The organism is Micromonospora sp. NPDC047074 (assembly GCF_040643815.1).
GTDB lineage: Bacteria > Actinomycetota > Actinomycetes > Mycobacteriales > Micromonosporaceae > Micromonospora.
The window spans coordinates 18,706-44,994 of the sequence record NZ_JBEYVB010000024.1 but is presented as its reverse complement, the minus strand read 5'-3'; the positions used below and the strand labels follow the sequence as shown (position 1 = coordinate 44,994).

At 71.0% G+C, this 26,289-nt stretch carries 17 protein-coding genes; 12 read left to right on the top strand and 5 right to left on the bottom strand.

Annotated features, from left to right (window positions below):
* The first annotated feature begins 365 nt into the window (after positions 1 to 365).
* The 10 genes from araB to ABZ809_RS23740 all read left to right on the top strand — a co-directional run bounded on the left by araB (position 366) and on the right by ABZ809_RS23740 (position 14,695).
* A complete protein-coding gene (gene araB / locus ABZ809_RS23785) occupies positions 366 to 2,051 on the top strand; it encodes a ribulokinase (protein ID WP_357564778.1) in 1,686 nt (561 codons plus the stop codon).
* On the top strand, positions 2,048 to 2,731 hold the full coding sequence (locus tag ABZ809_RS23780) for an L-ribulose-5-phosphate 4-epimerase (RefSeq protein ID WP_357564777.1): 684 nt from the start codon (positions 2,048 to 2,050) through the stop codon (positions 2,729 to 2,731). Before araB ends, ABZ809_RS23780 begins: the two co-directional genes overlap by 4 nt.
* A gap of 129 nt (positions 2,732 to 2,860) precedes the next feature.
* On the top strand, positions 2,861 to 3,853 hold the full coding sequence (locus ABZ809_RS23775; RefSeq protein WP_357564776.1) for an ABC transporter substrate-binding protein: 993 nt from the start codon (positions 2,861 to 2,863) through the stop codon (positions 3,851 to 3,853).
* Between the two features lie 89 nt (positions 3,854 to 3,942).
* Positions 3,943 to 5,484, top strand: a complete 1,542-nt coding sequence (locus ABZ809_RS23770; RefSeq protein ID WP_357564775.1) for a sugar ABC transporter ATP-binding protein — start codon at positions 3,943 to 3,945, stop codon at positions 5,482 to 5,484.
* Positions 5,481 to 6,551, top strand: coding sequence for an ABC transporter permease (locus ABZ809_RS23765; RefSeq protein WP_357564774.1), 1,071 nt, complete (start codon positions 5,481 to 5,483; stop codon positions 6,549 to 6,551). The genes ABZ809_RS23770 and ABZ809_RS23765 overlap by 4 nt, the downstream gene beginning before the upstream one ends.
* The gene (gene yjfF, locus ABZ809_RS23760) at positions 6,548 to 7,540 is read left to right on the top strand and encodes a galactofuranose ABC transporter, permease protein YjfF (RefSeq protein ID WP_357564773.1); all 993 of its coding nucleotides are present in this window, start codon (positions 6,548 to 6,550) and stop codon (positions 7,538 to 7,540) included. The genes ABZ809_RS23765 and yjfF overlap by 4 nt, the downstream gene beginning before the upstream one ends.
* 26 nt (positions 7,541 to 7,566) lie before the next feature.
* Entirely contained in the window at positions 7,567 to 9,069 is a 1,503-nt protein-coding gene (gene araA, locus ABZ809_RS23755; protein ID WP_357564772.1) for an L-arabinose isomerase, read from the top strand.
* 370 nt (positions 9,070 to 9,439) lie between these two features.
* The gene (locus ABZ809_RS23750) at positions 9,440 to 11,533 is read left to right on the top strand and encodes an RICIN domain-containing protein (RefSeq protein WP_357564771.1); all 2,094 of its coding nucleotides are present in this window, start codon (positions 9,440 to 9,442) and stop codon (positions 11,531 to 11,533) included.
* A 436-nt stretch (positions 11,534 to 11,969) separates the two neighbouring features.
* On the top strand, positions 11,970 to 12,956 hold the full coding sequence (locus tag ABZ809_RS23745) for a LacI family DNA-binding transcriptional regulator (RefSeq protein ID WP_357564808.1): 987 nt from the start codon (positions 11,970 to 11,972) through the stop codon (positions 12,954 to 12,956).
* 245 nt (positions 12,957 to 13,201) lie between these two features.
* On the top strand, positions 13,202 to 14,695 hold the full coding sequence (locus ABZ809_RS23740; RefSeq protein WP_357564770.1) for a family 43 glycosylhydrolase: 1,494 nt from the start codon (positions 13,202 to 13,204) through the stop codon (positions 14,693 to 14,695).
* A 79-nt stretch (positions 14,696 to 14,774) separates the two neighbouring features.
* Here the strand turns inward: ABZ809_RS23740 and ABZ809_RS23735 are convergent, their stop codons facing one another.
* From ABZ809_RS23735 to ABZ809_RS23725, 3 genes are all read right to left on the bottom strand, one after another.
* Positions 14,775 to 17,519 (bottom strand): beta-L-arabinofuranosidase domain-containing protein, encoded by a 2,745-nt coding sequence (locus ABZ809_RS23735; protein WP_357564769.1) that lies wholly within the window; start codon positions 17,517 to 17,519, stop codon positions 14,775 to 14,777.
* A gap of 29 nt (positions 17,520 to 17,548) precedes the next feature.
* Complete coding sequence (locus ABZ809_RS23730) at positions 17,549 to 18,943, bottom strand: glycoside hydrolase family 43 protein (RefSeq protein WP_357564768.1); 1,395 nt, start codon at positions 18,941 to 18,943, stop codon at positions 17,549 to 17,551.
* 367 nt (positions 18,944 to 19,310) lie between these two features.
* Entirely contained in the window at positions 19,311 to 21,572 is a 2,262-nt protein-coding gene (locus ABZ809_RS23725) for a catalase (RefSeq protein WP_357564767.1), read from the bottom strand.
* A 148-nt stretch (positions 21,573 to 21,720) separates the two neighbouring features.
* Here ABZ809_RS23725 and ABZ809_RS23720 point away from each other — a divergent pair, with 148 nt between their 5' ends.
* Positions 21,721 to 22,374, top strand: a complete 654-nt coding sequence (locus ABZ809_RS23720; RefSeq protein WP_357564766.1) for a serine hydrolase — start codon at positions 21,721 to 21,723, stop codon at positions 22,372 to 22,374.
* A gap of 48 nt (positions 22,375 to 22,422) precedes the next feature.
* On the opposite strand, the gene ABZ809_RS23715 is transcribed toward ABZ809_RS23720, so the two are convergent.
* Positions 22,423 to 23,814: an N-acetylmuramoyl-L-alanine amidase gene (locus ABZ809_RS23715; RefSeq protein WP_357564765.1), complete on the bottom strand. Its 1,392-nt coding sequence runs from the start codon at positions 23,812 to 23,814 to the stop codon at positions 22,423 to 22,425.
* Between the two features lie 271 nt (positions 23,815 to 24,085).
* Between ABZ809_RS23715 and ABZ809_RS23710 the strand changes: the two genes are divergently transcribed.
* Complete coding sequence (locus ABZ809_RS23710) at positions 24,086 to 25,087, top strand: LacI family DNA-binding transcriptional regulator (RefSeq protein ID WP_357564764.1); 1,002 nt, start codon at positions 24,086 to 24,088, stop codon at positions 25,085 to 25,087.
* A gap of 27 nt (positions 25,088 to 25,114) precedes the next feature.
* Here the strand turns inward: ABZ809_RS23710 and ABZ809_RS23705 are convergent, their stop codons facing one another.
* The gene (locus ABZ809_RS23705) at positions 25,115 to 26,137 is read right to left on the bottom strand and encodes a LacI family DNA-binding transcriptional regulator (RefSeq protein ID WP_357564763.1); all 1,023 of its coding nucleotides are present in this window, start codon (positions 26,135 to 26,137) and stop codon (positions 25,115 to 25,117) included.
* Positions 26,138 to 26,289 lie beyond the last annotated feature (152 nt).

Genomic DNA, 26,289 nt, shown 5'->3' with positions numbered 1-26,289 from the left:
CGTTCCGGTTGGCCAGCCTTCCAGCGTGCGAGGGGGAGTAGGAATCTCCGGAAGGCGGGCTCGCGTCCGGCTGTCGTCGTTGCGATCGGGAAAGCGTCAAAGAATGGAGAATGTTTTCGCTAACAATCGTTAGGCCGCGCGTCGAAGGCGGGCGATTGTCGTTCCGCGCTCCGGTGGCCCCGCTGAACCGTCAGCGGCACCCCTCCCGGGCAGCGCGCCGCAGGCGGATGGTGACCACGTGTGATGTCTCTGGTCCGGACCGTACGCTCCGCCTATCCTTCCGTTACGGAGCTGTTGCCGATCGGCGTCTTGACGACGTTGGATGTGAGCGTTAACACTATGCCGGTCATCGATCGGAGGTGGACATGAGCAGTGTGGACGGTGCGGGCGAGCGGTACGTGGTCGGAGTCGACTACGGGACCCTCTCCGGGCGGGCGCTGGTGGTGCGGGTCCGCGATGGTGCGGAGGTCGGGACCGCGGTGCACGAGTACCGCCACGGCGTGATCGAAGCCGTGCTCCCCGACGGCGGCCCGGCGTTGCCCCCCGACTGGGCCCTGCAGGACCCGGAGGACTACCGCGACGTCCTGCGACACGCCGTCCCCGCCGCCCTGGCCGAAGCCGGCGTGGACCCGTCGCAGGTCATCGGCGTCGGCACCGACTTCACCGCCTGCACGGTCCTGCCCACACTCGCCGACGGCACCCCCCTGTGCGAGGTGCCGGAGCTGCGGCACCGCCCGCACGCCTGGGTGAAGTTGTGGAAGCACCACGCCGCCCAGCCGCACGCCGACCGCATCAACGCCCTGGCCCACGAGCGGCACGAGCCGTGGATCGGGCGCTACGGCGGCAAGATCTCCGCCGAGTGGCAGTTCGCCAAGGGCCTCCAGATCCTCGAGGAGGATCCGGAGATCTACCGCCGCGCCGAGCGCTTCGTCGAAGCCGCCGACTGGATCGTGTGGCAGTTGTGCGACGAGGAGACCCGCAACGTCTGCACCGCCGGATACAAGGGCATCCGGCAGGACGGCAGGTACCCGTCGACCGACTACCTGGGCGCCCTGCACCCGGACTTCGCCGACTTCGTGACCAAATTGGATGGTCCGCTGCTGGCCCTGGGCGAGCGGGCAGGCACCCTCAGCGCCCGCGCCGCCGCCTGGACCGGGCTGCCGGCGGGCATCGCGGTCGCGGTCGGCAACGTCGACGCCCACGTCACCGCCGCGTCCGCCCAGGCACTGAGCCCCGGCCGGCTGGTGGCCATCATGGGCACCTCCACCTGCCACGTCGTCAACGGCACCCACCCCGCCGAGGTGCCCGGCATGTGCGGTGTCGTCGACGGCGGCATCAGCGCGGGCGCCTGGGGCTACGAGGCCGGGCAGAGCGGAGTCGGCGACATCTTCGGCTGGTTCGTCACGCACGCCGCGCCGGCCGGAATCGCGTCGCACGAGCGGTTGACCGAACTGGCCGCCAGCCAACCGGTCGGGGCCCATGGCCTGATCGCGTTGGACTGGTGGAACGGCAACCGGTCACCGCTGGTCAACCACGACCTCAGCGGTCTGGTCGTCGGCCTGACCCTGGCGACCCGGCCGCAGGACGTCTACCGGGCGCTGCTGGAGTCCACGGCGTTCGGCACCCGGATGATCATCGAGGCCTTCGTCGAGGCCGGGATACCGGTCACCGACCTGGTCGTCGCCGGTGGCCTCGCCGCCAACCGGCTGCTCATGCAGATCTACGCCGACGTCACCAACCGCCCGCTGGGCATCATCGGCTCCGCCCAGGGCCCGGCACTCGGCTCGGCGATCCACGCGGCCGTCGCCGCCGGGGCGTACCCGGACGTCCACCGGGCCTCGGCGGCGATGGGCCGGGTGAACGAGGGCGTGTACCAGCCGGACCCGGAGAACGCGCGGGCGTACGACGCCCTCTACGCCGAGTACCGCGCGCTGCACGACCACTTCGGCCGGGGCGGCAACGACGTCATGCTCCGCCTGCGGGCGATCAGGAACACGGCCCTGGACGCGGCTGCGGCACGGACCGACACGGTTATGGAGGCGATCGGATGAACACCGACGTGGCGCGGCAGGTGAGCGTCCTGCGGGAGACGGTTGCCCGCCTGCACGGCGAGTTGACCCGGTACGCGTTGGTGGCCTGGACCGCCGGCAACGTCTCGGCGCGGGTACCGGGCCAGGACCTCATGGTGATCAAGCCCAGCGGTGTCGACTACGACGCCCTGACGGCGGACACCATGGTCGTGTGCGACCTGAACGGGGCCGTGGTCGACGGGGACGGGGCCCCGTCCAGCGACACCGCCGCACACGCCTACGTCTACCGGGCCATGCCGGAGGTCGGTGGCGTCGTGCACACGCACAGCAGCTACGCCACCGCCTGGGCGGCCCGGGGTGAGTCCATCCCGTGCTGGTTGACCGCCCAGGCCGACGAGTTCGGCGGGGAGATCCCGGTGGGGCCGTTCGCGCTGATCGGTGGTGACGACATCGGCAAGGGGATCGTCAGCACGCTGTCCGGCCACCGCTCGCCCGCGGTGCTCATGCGCAACCACGGGGTGTTCACCATCGGAAAGGACGCCCGTGCGGCGGTCAAGGCCGCGGTGATGTGCGAGGACGTCGCCCGCACCGCGCACCTGGCCCGGGCGCTCGGGCAGCCGCTGCCGATCGCGCAGGCCGACGTCACCTCGCTGTACGACCGGTACCAGAACGTCTACGGCCAGCGCTCGCCGTCCGGCTGACCCGCAGCCCGCGAAGCTCCCGATCGGCGTCACCCATCCGGCACGCCCCCCTTCTCGTACCCACCTCACCACCACACCCGGACACAAGCTCGTGCGCCACGTGTCCGGACCACCCCACCGAGGAGAACGATGAGAACCAGGAGAACGGCACGTACCCTGATCGCAGTCGTCGCCACCGTGCTGCTCACGGGCAGCGTCGCGGCCTGCGGCAACAGCGACACCGGCGGCGGCTCCGCCGACGACGGCAAGATCACGCTGGGCTTCTCGCAGGTCGGCGCGGAAAGTGGCTGGCGGACGGCGAACACCACCTCGATCAAGGAGGCCGCCGCGGCGGCGGGGATCGAGCTCAAGTTCGACGACGCGCAGCAGAAGCAGGAGAACCAGATCAAGGCGATCCGGAACTTCATCCAGCAGAAGGTCGACGTCATCGCCTTCTCGCCGGTGGTGGAGTCCGGCTGGGACACCGTGCTCAAGGAGGCCAAGGACGCCGGCATCCCGGTGATCCTGACCGACCGCTCCGTCGACTCGGCCGACAAGTCCCTCTACAAGACGTTCCTCGGCTCGGACTTCGTCAAGGAGGGCCGGCTGGCCGGCGAGTGGCTGGTGGAACAGACCAAGAGCGCCAGCGGGCCGGTGAACATCGTCGAGCTCCAGGGCACCACCGGCTCGGCGCCGGCCAACGACCGGAAGGAAGGCTTCGCCCAGGCGATCGCGGCGAACCCGAACCTGAAGATCGTCGCCTCGCAGTCGGGCGACTTCAAGCGGGCCGACGGCAAGCAGGTCATGGAGCAGTTCCTCAAGGCCAACCCGAAGATCGACGTGCTGTTCGCGCACAACGACGACATGGGGCTGGGCGCGCTGGAGGCGATCACCGCGGCCGGCAAGGTGCCCGGCAAGGACGTCACCATCATCACCATCGACGCGGTGAAGGACGGCATGCAGGCCCTCGCGGACGGCAAGTTCAACTTCATCGCCGAGTGCAGCCCGCTGCTCGGCCCGCAACTGATGGACCTGGCGAAGAAGGTCGACGCCGGCGAGGAGGTGCCCGCCCGGATCGAGACCGAGGAGACCACCTTCACCCAGGAGCAGGCCAAGGAGGCACTGCCCAACCGCAAGTACTGACCGACGCCGGGGTCGCCGTCCGCTGACGGCGACCCCGGCTCGTCGCCTGCGCTTCTCGTACCGACACTATCCAGAAGAGGTCCGATGGGATGACGGATAGCCGTCCGGTCCTGACCATGACCGGGATCAGCAAGACCTTCCCCGGGGTGCGCGCGCTCCACAACGTCGACTTCCGGCTGTTTCCGGGCGAGGTCCACGCCCTGATGGGCGAGAACGGTGCCGGCAAGTCGACCCTGATCAAGGTGTTGACCGGCGTCTACGCCATCGACGAGGGCACCGTCGTCCTCGACGGGGAGCAGGTTGCCTTCAGCGGCCCGATGCAGGCGTCGGCCTCCGGTGTGAGCACCGTCTACCAGGAGGTCAACCTCTGCACCAACCTGTCCGTAGCGGAGAACATCTTCATCGGCCGGGAACCCCGCCGGTTCGGCGCGATCCGCTGGGGCGAGATGCGCCGGCGGGCGCGGGCACTCCTGGCCCGGCTGGACCTCGACATCGACGTCACCGCGCAGCTCGGCACGTACTCCCTGGCGGTGCAGCAGATGGTCGCCATCGCCCGGGCGATCGACGTACGGGCCCGGGTGCTGATCCTCGACGAGCCGACCTCCAGCCTGGACGCCGGTGAGGTCGCGCAACTGTTCCGGATCATGCGGCAGCTGCGCGACGAGGGCATCGGCATCCTGTTCGTGACGCACTTCCTCGACCAGGTCTACGGCATCGCCGACCGCATCACGGTGCTGCGCAACGGCGCCCTGGTGGGGGAGTACCGGACCGAGGAACTGCCCCAGCTCAGCCTCGTCGAGAAGATGATTGGCAAGGAACTCGACGTGCTGGAGCGCCTCGACGAGCACCAGAAGCGGACCGCCGCCGTCCGGTCCGACGCCGCCCCGCTGGTGGACGCGTCGGAGCTGGGCCGCAAGGGCGGGGTCGCCCCCTTCAGCCTGCGGATCCACGCCGGTGAGGTGGTCGGGCTCGCCGGCCTGCTCGGCTCCGGCCGCACCGAGGTCGCGCGGTTGCTGTTCGGCGCCGACCGCGCCGACCACGGCACCGTCGTCATCGACGGCGGCGGGACGCAGGTGCGCAACCCGGTCCAGGCCATCGGTCGCGGCGTCGGGTTCTGCTCCGAGAACCGCCGCGCGGAGGGCGTCGTCCCCGAGCTGTCGGTGCGGGAGAACATGATCCTCGCGATGCAGGCGGCGCGTGGTTGGCTGCGGCCGATTCCCCGCCGCCGGCAGGACGAGTTGGTCGAGAAGTACATCCAGGCGCTCAGCATCCGGCCCGCGAACCCGGATCTGCCGGTGCGCAACCTCTCCGGCGGCAACCAGCAGAAGGTGCTCCTGGCCCGCTGGCTCATCACCGAGCCGCGGCTGCTGATCCTCGACGAGCCCACCCGCGGGATCGACATCGGCGCGAAGGCCGAGATCCAGAAACTGGTGGTCCAGCTCTCCGACGACGGGATGGCGGTGCTGTTCATCTCCGCCGAGCTGGAGGAGGTGCTGCGGCTGAGCCACCGGGTCGCCGTGATGCGGGACCGGACGATGGTCGCCCAGCTCGACAACGACGACACCCTCGACGCCGACCGCGTCCTGCAGACCATCGCCAGCGGGACCGGCAGCGCGGAGGTGATCCGATGAACGCCGTCGCCGACCGCCTCCGCCCGCTGACCGGGCACCGCCTGTTCTGGCCGGTCCTCGTGCTGGTGGTCATGATCCTGGCCAACACGGTCTACCGGCCCGGCTTCCTCTCCGTCGAGGTCAAGAACGGGCACCTCTACGGCACCCCGGTCGACATCCTCCGGCTCAGCGCACCGTTGATCCTGGTCGCGCTGGGCATGACCCTCGTCATCGCCACCGGCGGCATCGACCTCTCCGTCGGGTCGCTCTGTGCCATCAGCGGCGCCATCGCCTGCCTCCACATCAGCGAGGCACCCGACCAGAACAGCCTCTCGACCGTGTTCACGGCGCTCGCGCTGGCCTTCGGCGCGGCGCTCGCGCTCGGCGCCTGGAACGGGGTGCTGGTCGCCGTGATCGGCATCCAGCCCATCATCGCGACGCTGATCCTCATGGTGGCCGGCCGAGGGCTCGCGCAGTTGGTCACCGAGGGTCAGATCCTCACCATCAACTCCGGTCCGTACCGGGCGATCGGGCTCGGGCACTTCCTGACCCTGCCGCTGGCCATCTTCATCGCCCTCGCGGCGGCCCTGCTCATCGCCGCCTTCACCCGGCGTACCGCGCTCGGCCTGATCGTCGAGTCGGTCGGCGGCAACGCGGAGGCGAGCCGGCTGGCCGGCATCCGGTCCAGCCGCGTCGTCTTCCTCGTGTACGTGGTGAGCGCCGCCTGCGCCGCGATCGCCGGGTTCATGATGACGGCGAACGTGTCCAGCGCCGACGGCAACGCCGCCGGCCTCTGGGTGGAACTCGACGCGATCCTCGCGGTGGTCATCGGCGGCACCTCACTCGCCGGCGGCCGGTTCTCCCTGGGCGGCACCATCCTCGGTGCGCTGATCATCCAGACCCTGACCACCTCGGTCTACGCCATGAACATCTCGCCGCAGACGGCCCTGCTGTTCAAGGCGGTCGTCGTCATCGCCGTGTGCCTCATCCAGTCACCCGCGTTCCGGGCCAGGTTCAGCCGCCGCCGTGGCGGAAGCACCCCCAGGCCCACGGCGCCCCGGCGGGAGAAGGAGCAGGTGCCGGCATGAGCAGCACGTCACTGACCACCGGCCGCGGTTGGCGCCCCGCGGTGCCCCGGCGCCACGTCCCGGTCCTGGCCACCCTCGCCCTGCTGCTGGTCATGTACGGCGTCGGGGTGTCCCAGTACCAGGCGTTCTCCAACGTCCAGGTCGTCTTCAACGTCTTCATCGACAACGGGTTCCTGCTGGTCGTCGCGGTCGGCATGACCTTCGTGATCCTCACCGGCGGCATCGACCTGTCGGTCGGCTCCGTCGTCGCGATGACCGCGATGGTGTCGGCGTCGCTGCTGCAGGCCGGGCTGCCCGCGGCCCTGGTGCTGGTCATCGCGCTGCTGATCGGCCCCACCCTGGGGTTCCTGATGGGCTGTGCGATCCACTTCTTCGAGATCCAGCCGTTCATCGTCACCCTCGCCGGGATGTTCTTCGCCCGGGGCATGTGCACGTTCATCAGCGACGCGTCCATTCCCATCACCGACGGGTTCTGGACGGCCGTGTCGCAGGAGCGCATCGGCGACCCGCGCGGGAACTTCGTGTCGGTCATCGTGCTGATCGCGTTCGCGGTGGTGCTCGTCGCCGCGTACGTGCTGGCCTACACCCGCTTCGGCCGCACCGTGTACGCGATCGGCGGCAACCCCCAGTCGGCGTTGCTGATGGGCCTGCCGGTGGGGCGTACCCGGATCGCCGTCTACACGGTCAGCGGGTTGTGCTCGGCCATCGGCGGCATCCTGCTGTCGTTCTACACGCTCTCCGGCGCGCCGCTGATCGCCGTCGGCATGGAGCTGGACGTGATCGCGGCCGTCGTGATCGGCGGCACCGTGCTCACCGGCGGGTCCGGCTACGTGTTCGGCACCGTGCTGGGCGTGCTGGTGCTGGGCGTGATCCAGACCCTGATCACCTTCGACGGGAGCCTCAACTCCTGGTGGACGAGGATCGTGATCGGTGGCCTGCTCTTCGCCTTCATCCTGCTCCAGCGCCTCATCGGCATCCGCTTCAAGTGACCGCCCATCTCGCGGAAGGCAACTGCATGGCAACGCACCCCGAACCCGAGGTCTGGTTCCTCACCGGAAGCCAGGGCCTGTACGGCGAGGACACCCTCCGGCAGGTCGCCGAGCAGTCCCGGCAGATCGCCGCGCAGCTCGACGACTCGCCGGGGATCCCCGTCCGGGTGGTCTGGAAGCCGGTCCTCACCTCCAGCACCGACATCCTCAAGGCGTGTCGGGACGCCGCCGCGCAGGGTGCCGTCGGGGTGATCGCCTGGATGCACACCTTCTCGCCGGCCAAGATGTGGATCGCCGGCCTGGACGCCCTGCAGACGCCGCTGCTGCACCTGCACACCCAGGCCAACGTCCTGCTGCCCTGGGACGAGATCGACATGGACTTCATGAACCTCAACCAGGCCGCGCACGGCGACCGCGAGTTCGGCTTCATCCAGACCCGGCTCGGCGTCGCCCGCAAGACCGTCGCCGGGCACGTCAGCGACCCCCGGGTGACCGCCCGGATCGGCGCCTGGGCCCGGGCCGCGCTCGGCTACTCGGCGATGCGGTCGCTGCGGCTGGCGCGCTTCGGCGACAACATGCGCGACGTAGCCGTGACCGAGGGCGACAAGGTCGAGGCGGAGCTGCGCTTCGGCGTGTCGGTCAACACGTACGGCGTCAACGACCTCGTCGCGGTCGTCGACCAGGTGGCCGACGCGCAGATCGACGACCTGGTCAAGGAGTACGACGACACCCTCCGGGTCGACCCGCAGCTGCGGCCCGGCGGTGCCCGACACGATTCCCTGCGCTATGCCGCGCGTCTGGAGCTGGGCCTGCGTTCGTTCCTCGACGAGGGTGGCTTCCGGGCCTTCACCACGAACTTCGAGGATCTCGGCGGTCTGCGCCAACTGCCCGGCATCGCCGTCCAGCGGCTCATGGCCGACGGCTACGGCTTCGGCGGTGAGGGCGACTGGAAGACCTCGGTGCTGGTGCACTCGCTGAAGTCGATGGCGGTCGGGGTCGAGGGTGGGACGTCCTTCATGGAGGACTACACCTACGACCTCACGCCCGGAAACGAGCTGGTCCTCGGCGCCCACATGCTCGAGGTGTGCCCGACGATCGCCGTCGACACCCCACGGGTCGAGATCCACCCGCTGGGCATCGGCGGCCGCGAGGACCCGGTCAGGCTGGTGTTCGACGCCGCGCCCGGTCCGGCGGTGGTGCTCGGCCTCGCGGACATGGGGGAGCGCTTCCGGCTGGTGGCCAACGAGGTCGACGTGGTGGCGCCGCCGCAGCCGCTGCCCCGGCTGCCGGTCGCGCGGGCCGTGTGGCGGCCCCGCCCGCACCTGGCCGGCTCGGCGGAGGCCTGGATCACCGCCGGTGCCCCGCACCACACCGTGCTGTCCCAGGCGGTGGGCGTGGAGGAGCTGCACGACCTGGCCGAGATGACCCGGACCGAACTGGTCGTCATCGACGAGCACACCGACACCCGCCGCTTCGCGAACGAGATCCGGTGGAACCAGGCCTACTACCGGCTCGCCCGGGGGCTCTGACCCGCCTGGGAGGGCAACCATCAGCGCACCCTCGACCTGGTCCGCTTGTCGATTCCGTCGGTGATCCCGGGTGGTCCTCCCGTGCCGGGGAGGGCCCCCGTCGGCGTTCCGGGTCGCTGTCCCGTCTCGTGCGTCCCGTCTTGACGAAACGTCATGTTATCGCTCACAGTCGATGGGTGGGGCGGTCGGCCTCCAAGGGCATGCCGGCCGAAGGCCGTCTCTCCGGGCTCGTGCAACTCGTGCGCGGTATGACGACGGCGTGGCTGTGAGCGATCACATTCGAGATGGGCGGTCGCCGCGGTGGCCGCTGGCGCCCGGGTGACGCTCCCCGACGGAATCCGGTTCGTGTCAGCGCTCTCGAAGGAGAATCATGGTTGCCATTGGTGAGCCCTCTGAGCCCTCGCGGGCGGCGCCGCGCCGACGCGGGTGGCTGTCGCGTCTCTCGGCCGCGGTGGTCACGGTGCTCGTGGCGGGCGGGATCGTCGCGGTGTCTCCGGGGCCGGCTTCGGCGGCGACGGTGGACACCGCCGCGTGGTACGTGTTGGTGAACCGCAACAGTGGTAAGGCGTTGGATCTGTACAACATGGCGACGACCGACGGTGCGCGGATCGTGCAGTGGCCGCGTAACGACGGGAACTGGCAGCAGTGGCAGTTCGTGGACTCCGGTGGCGGGTACTACCGCTTGCGGTCGCGGCATTCGGGCAAGGTGCTCGACGTCTCGAATTCGTCGACGGCCAACGGTGCGGGCGTCGTGCAGTGGACTGATCACAACGGGACGAACCAGCAGTTCCGGCTGGCGGACTCGGCGGGTGGATACGTGCGGTTGCTCAACCGCAACTCGAACAGGGTGGTCGAGGTGCAGAACGCCTCCACCGCCGACGGCGGCAGCATCGTGCAGTACGACGACTTCGACGGTGCTCACCAGCAGTGGCAGTTGGTCCGCGTCGGCGACACCGGCAACCCCGGGGGTGCCTTCACCAACCCGGTCGTCTGGCAGGACTTCGCCGACGTCGACATCATCCGGGTCGGCGACGTCTACTACATGTCGGCCTCCACCATGCACTACTCACCCGGCGCCCCCGTGCTGCGGTCGTGGGACCTGGTGAACTGGGAGTTCGCGGGGCACTCGGTGCCCCGGCTGGACTTCGGCACGAAGTACGACCTGACCAACGGCAGCCACGGTTACGTGGACGGCATCTGGGCCTCCACGCTGAACTACCGGCCGAGCAACCGGACCTTCTACTGGGCCGGCTGCATCGACTTCGCCCAGACGCACATCTACACCACGTCCGCCGTCGACGGCACGTGGAGCCGCCACGCCACCATCCCCCACTGCTACTACGACGCCGGGATGCTGATCGACGACAACGACACCATGTACGTCGCGTACGGCAACGGCACGATCAGCGTGGCCCAACTGTCGCCGGACGGGCGCACCCAGGTGCGGGCCCAGCAGGTGTACCAGACACCGTCGAGCATCGGCACCCTGGAGGGGGCGCGCTTCTACAAGCGCAACGGGGCGTACTACATCTGGCTCACCCGCCCGGCCAACGGCCAGTACGTGCTGAAGTCGACAAATGGCCCGTTCGGCCCGTACGAGCAGCGACAGGTGCTGCTCAACATGCCGGGCCCGATCTCCGGCGGTGGGGTGCCGCACCAGGGCGGGCTGGTGCAGACCCAGAACGGCGCCTGGCACTACATGGCGTTCACCGACGCGTACCCCGGTGGTCGGATGCCGACGCTGGCCCCCATCACCTGGACCAGCGACGGTTGGCCCCAGGTGCAGACGGTCAACGGCTCCTGGGGCGTCAACTACCCCAACCCGCTGCCGCCGCGTCCGGTCAAGCCGCTGACCGGGACCGACACCTTCGCCGGCACCACCCTCGGCGTCCAGTACGAGTGGAACCACAACCCGGACAACAGCCGGTGGTCGGTGGAGAACGGACTGCGCCTGCAGGCCGCCTCGGTGACCAACGACCTCTACCGGGCGCGCAACACGTTGACCCACCGGATCCAGGGGCCGACCTCGACGGGCACCGTCGAACTGGACTACTCCACGATGCGCGACGGCGACCGGTCCGGGTTGGCGATGCTGCGTGACACCTCGGCGTGGATCGGCGTCAAGCGAGACAACGGGGCCACGCGGGTGGTCATGACCAACGGTCTGACCATGGGGACCGACAACTGGAACACCACCGGCACCGGAACCGAGATCGCCAGCGCGCCGGTGTCCGGCGGGCGGATCTGGCTGCGCGCCAACGCCGACATCCGGCCCGGCTCAGGCCGTCAGGCGAGGTTCTCGTACAGCACCGACGGGGTCACCTTCGTCCCGCTGGGCAACGCCCTGACCCTCAACAACGCCTGGCAGTTCTTCATGGGATACCGGTTCGGCATCTTCAACTACGCCACCCAGTCGTTGGGCGGCGCGGTGACGGTGCGTCGGTTCAGCCTGACGGCACCGTGACTTCGGTCACCATCCCCGCTGTGTGGCAGCCTGAGAATCGTGCGGCGAATGACTGGGGCGGGGTGCGGAGAATCGTCTGAAACCGCCTCCGCCCCGGGACACATGCCGCCGAAAGTTCCGTTTCTCGCCGGTCCAGGCCCCACGACGCCAACTTTCGGGCACAGGGTCGAGGTTTCCGGCTGGCCCATGAATGCGAACGCCTGCCGCCAATTCGCCGGTGTCCGGCAAGGCCGTGCTGACGTGCCGGCTCAGCCGTACCCTGGCCGGCGGGACGACTGGCGTAGACTGTCGACGTTCCAACCGGTCACCCGGCACCCGTCGCCGTGGCGGAGGCAGCAGCACGATGCCGCTCCCGTCGACGTCGACGTTGACGTCGACGTGCGCGATCACCGACGGGCAGGCGGGGAAAGTGAGGTGGCCGTTGCGCAGCCCCGCGATGACGGACGTGGCCCGCCTCGCCGGAGTCTCCCACCAGACGGTGTCCCGGGTGCTCAACGGGCACCCCAACGTGCGCGAGCAGACCCGACTGCGGGTCCAGGCGGCAATCGCCGAGCTGGGCTACCGGCCCAACCGGGCCGCGCGGGCGCTGGTCACCGGCCGGTCCCAGGTGATCGGTGTGGTCGCGCAGAACACCACCCTCTTCGGCCCGGCGTCGCTGCTGACCGCCCTCGAACAGGCGGCCGCCGAGGCGGGCTTCGCGGTCAGCGTCGGCAGCGTCAGCGATCTCGACCACCAGTCCATCTCCGCGGCGGTGGAGCGGCACCTCGCGCACCGGGTCGCCGGCATCGTCGTGATCGCGCCGGTCGAGTCGGCCGGGGAGGCCCTCGAACGGCTCCCGAAGGACGTGCCCCTGGTCACCGTCGACGGTGACCCGCGGCGGCCGATCCCGCTGGTGACGGTCGACCAGGTCGCCGGTGCCCGCGCCGCCACGCAGCACCTCCTCGACGCCGGGCACCGAACGGTCTGGCACGTGTCCGGCCCGCCGGACTGGTTCGACAGCGCGGGCCGGATCGAGGGGTGGCGGGAGGCCCTGCGGTCGGCGGGCGCCGAGGCGCCGCCGTTGATCCCGGCGGACTGGTCGGCGGCAGCCGGCTACCGGTGCGGGCAGATGCTCGCCCGGATACCGGAGGTCACCGCGGTGTTCACCGCCAACGACCACCTGGCGCTGGGCGTGCTGCGGGCGTTGCACGAGCACGGCCTGCGGGTACCGGACGACATCAGCGTGGTCGGCTTCGACGACGTGCCGGAGGCGGCGTACTTCATTCCGCCGCTGACCACCGTGCGGCCCGACTTCGCCGCGGTCGCCCGGGCGAGCCTGGACCTGCTGCTCGCCCAGATCGAGTCCGACGCCGTCGGCCCGCTGCGCCGGACGATCGCACCGAGCCTGGTCGTCCGCGGCAGCGTCGGCACCCTCTCGCGCTGACCCGGCCGGCCGTCCCCGGCGACGGCTCTCCCGTCGTCGCCTGACCGGACGACGGGGTACGTGGTGCAGGGAGGGCGGGTGCGGAAAGCCAGCCGCTTGACAGGCATGAATGTTAGCGCAAACATCGTAGTCGCCTCGCCGTGCAACTCCACCGTCGTCGTCCCGATTCGCCGGTGCTTCTTCCTGCCGCGAGGGCGCCCCCTCAGTCGCCGCCCGCGGCGATGGCGCAACCCCATGGAGGACACATGCAGCCACCCCACCCACCCCACCGAGCCGCCAGCCGTGCCGGCTGCCGGGCCCCACGGCGCCTGCGGTCGGCGCTGGCCCTGATGTTGGTGATGCTCGCGGTGTCGGCCGGCCTGCCCGTGGCCGGGCCGGCGCATGCCGCGCCGTCCGTGAACTACACCAACCCGCTGGTCAACCAGCGGGCCGATCCCCACATCTTCAAGCACACCGACGGCTACTACTACATGACCGCGACGGTGCCGCAGTACGACCGGATCGTGCTGCGCCGGGCCAGCACGTTGCAGGGGCTGGCCACGGCGGCGGAGACGACGATCTGGCGCCGGCACACCAGCGGGGAGATGGGCGCCCACATCTGGGCGCCGGAGATCCATTTCATCAACAACCGGTGGTACGTCTACTTCGCCGCGGGCCGGACGGACGACGTGTGGCGGATCCGGATGTACGTGCTGGAGAGCGCGAACGCGAACCCGCTGGTCGGCACGTGGACCGAGCGCGGCCGGATCACGACCCCGTGGGACACGTTCAGCCTGGACGCCTCGACCTTCGTGGTCAACGGGGTGCGCTATCTGACCTGGGCGCAGCAGGAGCCCGGTATCTCCACCAACTCGAACGTCTACCTCGCCCGGATGGGCGCCAACCCGTGGCAGATCACGGGCACGGTGACCAGGCTCGTGGTGCCGACGTACGACTGGGAGACCCGCGGGTTCCGGGTGGCCGAGGGGCCGGCCGTCATCCAGCGCGACGGTCGCCTCTTCCTGACCTATTCGGCCAGCGCCACGGACGCGAACTACTGCCTCGGGATGCTGAGCGCCTCCGCCTCCGCCAACCTGCTCGACGCCGCCTCCTGGCGCAAGAGCCCGGTCCCGGTGTTCGCCAGCAACGCGGCCACCGGCCAGTACGGTCCCGGCCACAACTCGTTCACCGTCTCCGAGGACGGGCAGAGCGACATCCTGGTCTACCACGACCGCGACTACCGGGACATCGTGGGCGATCCGCTGAACGATCCGAACCGGCGGACCAGGATCCAGAAGCTGTACTGGAACGCCGACGGCACCCCGAACCTCGGCATCCCGGTGCCCGACGGGGCCACGCCGGTCCGGCTGCGCTCGCACGACCTGACCGCCAGCTACGTCCGACACTACGATCACCGGGCCCGCGTCGAGCCGAACGTGACCAACCTGGCCGACTCGCAGTTCCGTGTCGTCGCCGGCCTGGCGGGTGCCGGGACGGTGTCGCTGGAGTCGACCAACTTCCCGGGCTACTACCTGCGCCACCGTGACTTCGCCCTGTACGTCGAACGGGACGACGGCTCGGCCCTGTTCGACGGCGACGCGAGCTTCCACCGCCGGGCCGGCCTGGCCGCCGGCGCCGGGCTCTCGCTGGAGTCGCAGAACTTCCCGGGACGCTACGTCCGCCACCGTGCCGGCCTGCTCCACGTGGAGGCGGTCAGCTCGGACGCCGACCGGGCCTCCGCCACCTTCCACCTGGAGTAGACGACCCAGGCGCACCCCGGCGCAGCCGACCGGCTGCGCCGGGGTGGAGCGGGAGGCACCTTCGGATCTGCCCGCTCGGTCAGACGAAGCGCCAGCGCCGGTCGGCCGCCCCGCTGTCGTCGGCGAGGACGATCTGCGCACCCTGGCTGCCTGAGCCGCCGCTCACCCCGAGGACCCGACCGCCGTTGGCGCACTGGATGCGGAAGTAGCCGTTACCGCCGTACCGCAGCCGCCACCGGTGGTCGTTCGTGCCGTTGTCGGCCCACTGCACGATCCGGGCGCCGGCGGCGCTGGCAGCGCCCTCGACCCCGAGCACCTTGCCGCTGTGTGTGTTGCGCAGGCGCAGGTAGCCGCCGGTGTCCACGATCGCGGTCCACAGGTGGTCTGCGGTGCCGTTGTCGCCCCACTGGAGGACGAGGCCGCCGTCGGCGGTGGACATGTCCCGCACGCCGAGCACGAGCCCGCTGGCGAGGTTCTGGATCCGGCGGGCGCCGTTGGGCACGAACCGCCACTGGTTGTCCGGGCTGCCGTTGTCCTGGTCCTGCACCGCCTGGGCGCCCTGGGTGGTGGCGCCGCCGGAGATGGCGAGCAGCTTGCCGCTGTGCGCGTTGCGTAGCTTGTGCGTGCCGTCGCCCACGTCGACGGGCGTCCAGTTGTGGTCGGCGGTGCCGTTGTCGGCCCACTGGAGGACGCGGGCGTTGTCGGCGGTGGACATGTTCTCCACGCCGAGCACCTTGCCGCTGTTGACGTTGCGCAACCGGATCGTCGACCCGTCGACCAGGATCCGCCAGTCGTGGTCGGCGGTGCCGGTGTCGCCCCACTGGAGGGCGGGACCGCCGTCGGCCATGGACATGTCCTGGATGCCGAGCACCAGGTTGCTGGCCGCGTTGACCAGGCGGAAGCTCGCGTCGTCGCCGCCAGCGGCGCTCCAGTAGACCGTGTAGTTGTGCCCGTGCGCGTCGTGGAACGGCCCGAGGCGGACCGTGGCGCCGTTGGCGACGGCGGTGAACGCCAGGGCACTGGTGCTGGTCCGGGTGATCGAGCCGGTGCTCAGCGCGGGCAGCCCGCTCAGAGCGGTGTTGCCGTAGTCGCCGGACAGCACCACCGGCCCGTACGTGATCGCCTGCACTGCGGCGTTGTCGTTGGCGGCCGACATGACGACCCGCATCGGCAGCCGGACCGTGACCACGTCGCCGGGAGCCCAGGAGCGGGTGAGACCGGCGTAGCTGCCGGGGGTCGTGGCGACGTTCTGTGGCGTGCCGTTGACGCTGACGCTGGCTCCGCTGGTCCATCCGGGGATCCGGATCCGCATCGTCCACGATCCGCCGGCCGAGCCGGTGACGGTCAGGGTGGTGGTGTCGCCGACCGGATACGAGGTGGTCTGGGTGACCGTGATCCCGCGCTGCGTCCAGTTGAGCACCGACGGCATGAACAGGTTCACCGTCAACGTGGTGCCGTTGTGGAAGTAGATGGAGTCCATCAGCGTGGTGTTGGTCTCCAGGCCGGTGCCCTGGCAGCACCAGAACGAGTCGTAGGCGGTACTCCAGGTGCCCCCGCCCCAGGCCGGACCGACCCCGCGCCGGCCGCCCGGGTTCAACGGCGTGAAGTAGGTGACGTGGCCATGGTCGTCGGCCGGGTTCTGCTGGCCGATCATGTGGTTGAGCAGCGCCCGCTCGTAGAAGTCGAAGTAGGCGGCCCGGTTCGGGTCCAGCAGCCACAGCTCCCGGGTCAGCTTCAGCATGTTGTAGGTGTTGCACGCCTCGCAGGTGTCGGTGCGCAGGTACCCGGCGATGGCGTCGGGGGCGCGGAAGTGCTCGGCCTGGCTGTTGCCGCCGATCACGTAGCTGTGCGCGTCGACGGTGATGTTCCACGCGTTGCTGGCGATGTCCCGGTAGCGGGTGGTGCCGGTGGCCTTGAACTCCCGGGCCGCGCCGATCCACTTCGGCACCTGCGTGTTGGCGTGCAGCCCGTTGAGCTGGTCGGAGTTGGCGGCGAGCGGGTCGAACACGGCGTGGTGGTCGAACCGCTGGGCGGTGGTGAGCCAGCGGGTGGTGCCGGTCTGCTGGTACAGGTCGGTCAGGACCGCGTTCATGCCGCCGAACTCGGTGCCCAGCATGGCCTGCGTCTGGGCGGTGGTGAGCCGGGCGGTGCGCCAGTCGACCCAGCCGGCGAGCGCCAGCAGCACGTCGCGGGCCTGTGTGTTGCCGATGAGGCGCCAGACGTCGAGCAGCCCGGCGAGCGTCTTGTGGACGCAGTAGTACGGGACGTTGCCGTTGCTCAGCGTCCGTGCCTCCAGCGCGGTGAAGTCGGATTCCGGGAAGCCGGACAGGTATCCGGCGTTGAAGCCGGCGGCCGCGTTGTTGGCCTGGCACTTCGCCAGCTCCGCCACCATGCGGTTCGCCTTGTCCCGGCAGGTGGCGTCCCCGAGCACCGCCCAGGCGTGGGCCCAGGCGGTCAGGAAGTGCCCCTGCACGTGGGTGCGGAACGGAAACGTCGGCGCGTCCCAGCCGCCGGTCGGCGCGGCGCCGGCCGTGGAGAGGCGGTGGTTGGCGCGGAAGTTGTAGAGCAGCCGGTCGACGTCGACGAAGCGCAGGTAGTTCAGCGTCCGGCTCTGGTTCTCCTGCCAGCGGCTCGCGGACAGCCGGACCTGGCCGGGCTCGAACGCGTGGGCGGAGACGCCGATGTCGGGCCGGGCCGGGGGCAGGGCGGCGCGGGCCGCGCCGCTGCCGGTGACGGCGCCGAGGGCGGACCCGCCGGTGCTGGCGACGGCGACCACGCCGGCGGACCTGAGCAGGAGTCGTCGGTTGAGGAAGGGAGTGGGCATCGATGCCTCCGGGTTTGGCGGTCGGGGTGCTACGACGTGATCCGGAAGGTGGCGTCCTGCCGGTCGGTGGCGCTGGAGGAGGCGCTCAGCGGGTCGATGCGCAGCAGGTAGCCGGAGTGCCGGAGGTAGCGGTCCGGGAAGTTGTGGGAGCGGAACGACGTCCACGAGGAGTCGGCCAGGCCCGGCGTGCGGTGGAACGTCGCGTCGGCGCGGAACGTGGCGGTGTTGTTGTTCGGTTCGAGCCGGATGGCGTAGCCGCTGTGGCGCAGGAAGTTGCCGGGGCGGTTCACCGACTCGAACGACACCCCGGCGGGGTCGGCCAGGCCGGGCACCAGCCGCCACAGCTGGTCCTGGTACGGGTCGAAGGGGTACGCGTCAAGGCGTCCGACACCGTTGAGGTGCCGCACGAACCGGTCGGGGAAGTTGGTGGACTTCAGCCGTACCCAGTTCGGGGTACCCCATCGGCTGATCGCGCCGGTGTACTCGGCCTCGGTGATGCCGAGGATCGAGCCGTGCTTGCCGTTCAGCGGTGGGGTGTAGTCGCGCTGGTTCAGGACGGTCCACGCGTTGGCGGTGATGTTTCCGCTGGACCAGGCGTAGTAGTCGGCGTTCACCGGGGCGAAGGAATCGCCCCACAGGTACCAGCCGTTGCCGTCGTTGCGCTTGACCAGCAGCGGGGCCTCCATGGCGTCGCCCTGCCGCAGGGCGCTGGTGTAGGTGGTGAAGCTGTTCGGGGCGCCGGTCGACGAGCGGGCGCCGTACAGGTTTCCGTTGGCGAGGTTCTTGTAGTACAGGTAGGTGACCCCGCCGTCGACCACGATGTCGCTGTCCAGGACGCCGAAGCCGGGGCTGAAGAAGACCTGCGGGGAACCGACCGACTGGAAGTCGGACGTGTAGTTGACCAGGAACACGTCCCCGCTGCTGGTGTTGCAGGAGTAGACGATGCCGTACTGCCCGCGGTTGGCGTCCCAGAAGACCGTCGGCGCCCAGGTGTGCGCGTTGTTGTAGGTGTGCATCCGCAGCCGCCGGTACCCGGTGAAGCTGGTCAGGTTCGTCGAGTCCCACACGTGCAGGTACTGGCTGTTCACGCCGAAGTCCGTGCCGCGCAGGTCGGTCGCGATCACGATGAACGTGCCGTCCTGCTTGCGGAAGACGAACGGGTCGCGAAGCCCCAGTTGGCCGGCGGTCGGGGTGGCCACCGGGTTGTTCTGGTTGAGCGGGGTCCAGTTCAGGCCGTCGCGGCTGACGGCGAGGTGCAGGCCGTAGTCCGCGCCGACGAAGTTCGGTGACTCGGTGAAGTAGGTCATCACGTAGCCGGTGTAGGTCGCGGCGAAGGCCGCCCGGGGGGCGATCGTCAGGCCGGCGGCGGTGGCCGCGCCGGTGGCGACCGCGCCCAGGGTGAAGGCTCGTCGGGTCAGGGCCATGGGGGTGACCTTTCTCGGGTGGTGGCGCGGGGGAGCGGCGGTCGGCGGCCCGGCGACGTGACCGGCCCTCCTGGCACGACTCTTCCGAGCGCGGGACGTGGGGCTGGTCGGTGGGGGACGGGGCAGCTGTCGGCGAGCGGGCCGGGCCGGGCGCAGGGCCGGCAGGTCGGCCGGGCGACCGCCGGATGAAGCAGCGAGCAGGATCGATGTTATCGATAACATAGTTTCCGCCTGGCACCCGCGCAAGGCTCCTCCCGTCGCAGGGCCGAGGCCCCGACCGCCGCCCGCCCGTCCGCGGTACGCACAGCGCGCGACGAGGGCTGCCCTCCCGGTACACGGGAGAGCAGCCCTCGTCGGACGGTGTGCGTCAGGCCACCGAGGCGGGGAACCGTTCCCACACCCGGTGCGCGGGCAGCAACCGCGCCACGGCGGCGAGGACCTCGGCCCCGGAGTCACCCGTCACCACGCCGGGGGTGCCGGTCACCCCGGCCCGCCGCAGCACGTCGACACCTGCACCCCACGCGCCGATCGCCTTGGCGTGCCGCCAGCACTCCTCGACCAGCAGCAGCACTCGCGGATCCACGGCCACCGACTCCGCCGCCCCCGCCTTGGCGTCGCGGGCGGGCAGCGCGTCCGGGGCGGGCGCCGCAGCCCCGGCCAGCAGCAGCACGTCGAACTCGACCGAGCGGCCGGTGGCGAAGGCCCGCTGCACGGGCAGGTCGCCCACCGTGCCGCCGTGCGGGGCGATCAGGAGCGGCACCATGCCGGCGTCGAACACGGCCCGGCGCACCTGGTCGACGTCGTCCAGACCGGTGGCGGGGTCGACGACGATCCCGACCGTACGGCCATCGGCGGGCCAACTCCCGCCGACCTGCGAGAGCGCGGGGCTGGGCGCGGGATCGGCGAGCGGCACGGTCGGCTCCGGCGCGGGCAGGCCCAGCCCGGTGGCGACCTCCGCGCAGAGCACCGGGTCGATGTTGGCGAGGCACCGGAGCTGCCGTTCCCTGATCGCCTGGTGGTAGCACTTGCCCAGCTCGAAGGTGTAGGCGCGGATGATGTGTTCCTTCTCCACCGGCGACATGCTCAGCCAGAACAGGCGGGCCTGGCTGAAGTGGTCGTCGAACGAGACCGGGTTGGCGCGTACCTTGGGCGCCTCCGCCACCGTCACCGGCACGTCGACGAACGCGTTGTCGCCGTCGCCGGCCGGGAAGGGGTTGCCGCCGTCGAGCGAGTTCGGCCGGTACGGCGCGACCCCGGCGTGCACGGCCTGCTGGTGGAAGCCGTCGCGCAGCATGTCGTTGACCGGGGCGTGCGGACGGTTGATCGGGATCTGCGAGAAGTTCGGCCCGCCCAGCCGGGTGAGCTGCGTGTCCACGTACGAGAACAGCCGGCCCTGCAACAGGGGGTCGTTCGTCACGTCGATGCCCGGGGGCAGGTGCCCGGGGTGGAAGGCGACCTGCTCTGTCTCGGCGAAGAAGTTCGTCGGCGTCCGGTTGAGGGTCAGCCGCCCGACCGGCTGCACCGGCGCCAACTCCTCCGGCACGAGCTTCGTCGGGTCGAGCAGGTCGATCCCGGCGAAGGTCTCCTCGGGGGTGTCGGGGAAGACCTGCAGCCCGAGCTCCCACTCGGGGAAGGCGCCGGCCTCGATCGCGTCGTAGAGGTCCCGGCGGTGGAAGTCCGGGTCCACCCCGCCGAGCAGTTGCGCCTCCTCCCAGGTCAGGGAGTGCACGCCCAGCTTGGGCTTCCAGTGGAACTTGGCCAGCGCCGTCTCGCCGGCCGCGTTGACGAGCCGGAAGGTGTGGACGCCGAAGCCCTCCATCATGCGGTACGAGCGCGGGATACCCCGGTCGGACATGTTCCACATGGTGTGGTGCTGCGCCTCGGTGTGCAGGGAGACGAAGTCCCAGAAGGTGTCGTGCGCACTCTGCGCCTGCGGGATCTCCCGGTCGGGGTGCGGCTTGCCGGCGTGGATGATGTCGGGGAACTTGACGGCGTCCTGGATGAAGAAGACCGGCATGTTGTTGGCGACGAGGTCGAAGGTGCCCTCGTCGGTGTAGAACTTCGTCGCGAAGCCGCGGGTGTCGCGGACGGTGTCGGCCGAGCCGCGCGAGCCGAGGACGGTGGAGAACCGCACGAAGACGTTTGTCGTCCGTCCCTTGGCCAGGAAGCCGGCCCTGGTCACTCCCCCGGCGGCGCCGTAGCCCTCGAAGACGCCGTGCGCGCCGGCCCCGCGCGCGTGCACGACGCGCTCGGGGATGCGCTCGTGGTCGAAGTGGGTGATCTTCTCGCGCAGGTGGTGGTCCTGGAGCAGGACCGGGCCGCGCGGGCCGGCCTTCAGCGAGTGGTCCGTGTCGCGCAGCCGCGCCCCCTGCGACGTGGTGAGGAAGGCGCCCTGCTGACCGTTCGCGCTCGTCGGCGCGCCGGTCGTCGCGCCGGTCGGCGTACGGGTCTCCGGGGTGCCCTGTTCCTTCTTCGGCGGCAGCGGGTCGTGGGGCGTCGTCGGCTCCCCGACGGTCGGCGGGGCGCTGCCCGGCGCGCCGGGAACATCAGGGGTCAGGACGTCGGCCACCTTCCCGGCGGCAGCCTCCACGACATCCTTGACCGCCTTGGCGGGCTTGCTGGCATCCATCTGATCGATTCCTCCGGACAACGGTGGTGAGCAGGCATCTTGGCCGGTACCCCCGGGCCGGTCGGGAAAACACGGGGACGTTGGCAGCCGGTCACCGGAGGCCGTGGACGCCCGGTTCGCCCGCCGCGGCCCCACGTATCCTGCGCCGGTGAGCGCCGACCTCCTCGCGGACTTCGTGGGGGCGGATCGCGACCGCGCCCTGGGCGTTCACGGCAGCTGCGTGGACCGCGAGGGCCACCCGCCGGTGGAGCACCGCTTCCGGGCGGACGACCGGGTCAACGTGTACTCCGTCGCCAAGACGTTCACGTCCGTGGCGGTGGGGCCCGCCCTCGGCCGGGTGATCGCCCGGGTCACCGGGGCGGACCTGCGGTCGTTCCTGCTGCCGCGCCTGTTCGGGCCGCTGGACCTGCACGACCCGGCCTGGCACGCGTGCCCGCTGGGCCACCCCTTCGCCGAGAGCGACCTCTTCCTCCGCACCAGCGAGCTCGCGCGGTTCGCCCGCCTGCTGGCGCAGGAGGGCCGGTGGAACGGCCGGCAGGTCGTGCCGGCGGCGTACGTGCGGCGGATGACGGCGGAGCGGGTCGACACCAGCGCCGTCACGGACCGCGAACCCTTCACCCACGGGTACGGGCTGGGGGTGTGGATCGACCGGGGCGACACGTACCGGCTCGACGGCCGCTACGGGCAGTACGTCGTCGTCAGCCCGGCCCGCCGTGCGGCCGTCACCGTCACCGCGCACCCGGAACGGGACGAGGAACTGCTCGCCGCGGTCCACGAACTCGTCGTGGACCGGCTGGACTGACAGGTCGGGCCGACCGAGCCGACGCGCCCGGCCGGCCCGGACCGCGGGTCAGCAGCGTGGCACGCCGGGGATGAAACCATCGTGGCCGGTCAGGACGTATGCGTCGGAGACGTACCGGTTGGTGCCGATCCGGTCCCAGACGTTGGTCGTGCCGTGCGGGCCGGTCACCGTGGTGCCGACGGCCTGGCAGTAGATGCTGACGGTCGTGCCGTCGGTGACGGAACCCACGATGCCGTAGCCGGTGCCGGGCCCGGAACGCACGTTGAGGCCCAGCCCTTCGGCGTCCACCGTGCCGGAGCCGACGCCGGTCTGCTGGTTGACCAGCTGCATGTAGTAGGTCCAGTTCCAGTTCGGGCCGGGGTCGGTGTGGGTCGCCCCGGGCACCTCACTGTGGGCGATGATGTGCGCCCGGGTCTTCGGGATGCCGTACCTGTCGGCGAGGGTGCGGGTGAGCGTCGCGGACGCCCGGTACATCGAGTCGGTGAACCAGGCCGGGTTGTCGACCCAGCCCTCGTGCTCGATGCCGATGGACTGGGTGTTGTAGGTCCAGTTGCCCGCGTGCCAGGCGATGTCCTTCTCGCGGACCGACTGGGTGACCGCGCCGTCCGACGAGCGGAACGTGTAGTGCGCGCTGGTCTTGGACGCCGGGTTCTGGAACCAGCTGATCGAGCCGGCGTAGCTGCCCTGCGTCACGTGGATGACGATGTACCGCACCGGGTGGCTGGCGGGCCGGCTGGCGACGGTGTAGTTGCTGGTGCTCGCGGGTGCCCAGGCGGCTGGCCCGTAGTCGGTGCTGAGGGTCCCGACGCCGTCCGCCACCCGACCCGGTACGTCCCGCCGTGGCGCCACCGGTCGGCCGGGCACCGGCGCCAGTTCGCGGCGCCCGGTGTCGAAGCCGGTGCGGAGCAGGTCGTAGACGGCGTCGGCGTAGAGCCGGGCGAGCGAGAGGGTGGCTGCCCCGCCGTAGCGGGCCACCGGCGCGTACCACTCGTCGACGTCGTCACGCTCGGTCGGCGTCAGCCCGGCCTGGTCGGCGTAGGAGCGCAGCACGGCGGCGGCTCCGGTGATGTTCGCGGCGTCGGCGCGCAGCGCGCCACGGCTGAGCCCGGTCAGCGCCGCCGCCTCGTCGAGGGTGCGCAGCTCGGGGTTGCTGGCCAGGTGCATGAGGCCGTAACCGCCGGCCGCGCTCGGCGCGCCGCCGTGGGAGTCCAGGCGGGTCTCGGCGTAGCCGAGGGCGACGAGCAGGTCGCGGGGGACGTCGTACCGTGTGGCGGCGGTGTCGAACGCGGCAGCCAACCGGCCCGCCGCCGGTGACCCCGTGTCCGGGGCGGCTGACGCCGGTGCGGCGGCCAGTACTGATTCGGCAGACAGCAGCAGGGTCGCGGTCAGTGCGGCACTGAGCAGCCCATGTGTACGCCGGGAGGCGAGTCGCGTTCCCATCGTCACCCCTCACGATATTTGTCGACATCGATTGGTGTCGACGGGTGGCGGTAACGTACACCGCGACGGTCGACGATGTAAACGCCTTCCGCTACGGTGCGGAAAGGTGGCGAAATCCTTCATCGCCCGCCGTGCGGCAGGATGGGCGGATGAGTTTCGAGTTCCGCGCCCACCTGCTGGGCGCGATCGCCTGGGCAGCCCGCGCGCCGATGCCGGACGCGTGACCACCGCGGCCACGGGCCGGGCCCCGGCGGCGGTGGATAATGGCCGGATGCGCGATCCCGCCATGACGGACGTGGCCCGCCTCGCCGGGGTCTCCCACCAGACGGTCTCCCGGGTGCTCAACGGGCACCCCAACGTCCGTGAGGAGACCCGGGCCCGGGTGCGGGCCGCCATCGCCCAGCTCGGCTACCGGCCGAACCGGGCGGCCCGCGCGCTGGTCACCGGCCGGTCCCAGCTGATCGGCGTGGTCGCCCAGAACAGCACCCTCTACGGCCCGGCGTCGCTGCTCGCGGCGTTCGAGCAGGCCGCCGCGTCGGCGGGGTTCGCGGTCAGCGTGGGCAGCGTCAGCACGCTGGACCGGCGGTCCATCTCCGCCGTGGTGGAGCGGCACCTCGACCACCGGGTCGCCGGCATCGTGCTGATCGCGCCGGTGGCCTCGGCCGGCGAGGCGCTCGACCACCTGCCGGACGCGGTGCCTCTGGTGACCGTCGACGGCGACCCGGAACGGGCCACGGCCCTGGTCACCGTCGACCAGGTGGCCGGCGCGGGGATGGCGACGCGGCACCTGCTGGAGGCGGGTCACCGGACGGTGTGGCACGTCTCCGGCCCGGCGGACTGGTTCGACAGCGCCGGGCGGATCACGGGCTGGCGCGAGGCCCTGCACGCGGCCGGCGCCGAGGTGCCGCCGGTGATCCCGGCGGACTGGAGCGCGGCCTCCGGCTACCGGGCCGGGCAGATGCTCGCCCGGATGCCCGAGGTCACCGCGATCTTCGCTGCGAACGACCATCTGGCCCTCGGCGTGCTGCGGGCGCTGAGCGAACGCGGCCGGCGGGTGCCCGACGACGTGAGCGTGGTCGGCTTCGACGACGTGCCGGAGGCGGCGTACTTCATTCCGCCACTGACCACCGTCCGGCCGGACTTCGACGCGGTGGCCCGGGCCAGCCTGGATCTGCTGCTCGCCCAGATCGAGTCCGGCGCGGGAACGGTCGGGCGGCACACCATCGCGCCCACCCTCGTCCGGCGGGACAGCGTCGCGGCTCCGCCCGACTGAGCGCGGGGCACGTGCCGCCCGATGGGTTCAGCGGTGCGGTGCCGGCCCGGTGGACTCGCGGACCACGAGGCGGCCGGGCTGGCGGACCACGCCGGCGGCGCGGTCGCCGTCGAGGGCGGCGAAGAGATGGTTGACGGCGGTGGCGCCGAGCTGTTCGAGGTTGAGGTCAACGGTGGTCAGCGGCGGGCGGCAGTCGGCGGCGAAGAACTCCCAGTTGTCGTAGCCGACGATGGCCACGTCGTCCGGGATCCGCCGGCCCAGGTCGCGTAGCGTGTCGGCGACCCCGGCCGCGATCTGGTCGTTGCCGCAGAAGACCGCGTCGACCTCGGGCCGGGCGGCCAGCAGCAGCCGCGCGGCGTGCCGGCCCCACCGCTGCGACCACTCGCCGTACAGCGGGTCGCCGGCCAGGGACAGCCCCGCCTCGGCCAGCACCGCGCGCAGCCCGGTGGCCCGGTCGCGGGCCGCGCGGTAGGTCTCCGGCCCGGTGATGTGGCCGATCCACCGCCGCCCGTGCGACACCAGGTGCTCGGCGGCGAGGCGGGCGCCGCCCTCGTCGTCGGCGAGGACGGAGAGGTCGCCCGGATCCGTCGACTCGCCGTACGCGTAGACCACCGGCACCGGGATGTCCCGGGTCAGCGACGGCCGCAGGTCGTTGCTGTCGCCCACGATGATGAACCCGTCGACCTGCCGGGCGAGCAGGGTGCGGATGTAGTGCTGGCGGCGGATGGCGTCGCCGCGGGCGTCGCACAGCAGCACGGACATCTGCTCGTTGCCGAGCGCGTTCTCGGCGCCCAGCAGGATGGGGATCGCGAACCGGCCGGCCAGCTCGTCGGTGAGCAACCCGACCGTCCGGGTGCGCCCGGAGATCAGGCCACGGGCCAGCACGTTCGGCTGGAACGACAGCTCGGACGCCGCGCGCAGCACCCGCTCCCGGGTGGCCGGGGCCACCTCGGCCCGCGAGTTCAGCGCCTTGGACGCGGTGGAAACCGAGACGCCGGCGCGATCCGCCACGTCCCGCAGGGTCACGGACCGGGAGCGCAGCCGACCCACCGAAATCCTTCCTGTCGTTTTCGGGGCGAGGGGGAGCGTGGCGCCGCCCTTCGCGCGACCACCAGCGTAGCTGTCCATTGAGATTGGAGGAAGACGGCGGTGACCGAGGAATGTCGCCCGGGTTTTACCGTCCGGACATCTTGTCGAAAACG